A 228-nucleotide genomic window follows, 5' to 3' on the forward strand; every position below is an offset into this window, starting at 1 on the left:
CTACAACATCGAAGCCAGCGGTCGTTAACGCCAGTTCATTAAACGTTCGTTCTTCTGCGAGCACAAGCGCGTCCATTGTGACGAACTTACCGCGCAATTCGAAAGTAACGGTGGTAAAAGAAAGCGGGTCTTGGTCACAGGTTAAAACGGCAAGCGGTCAAACGGGCTGGGTAGCAAGTCAGTACCTACAAGCAAGCTCCGGTTCTTCTGCGCCAGATAAAGATTCTG

The 228-nt window shown here is 50.4% G+C and carries 1 protein-coding gene; it reads left to right on the top strand.

Annotated features, from left to right (window positions below; translation table 11 throughout):
* Positions 1-228, top strand: a 228-nt coding sequence (locus tag AC0C45_RS30330) for an SH3 domain-containing protein (RefSeq protein WP_472929337.1), incomplete at both ends; no start/stop codon positions are given.

This window comes from Priestia sp. VA7 (genome assembly GCF_055710015.1).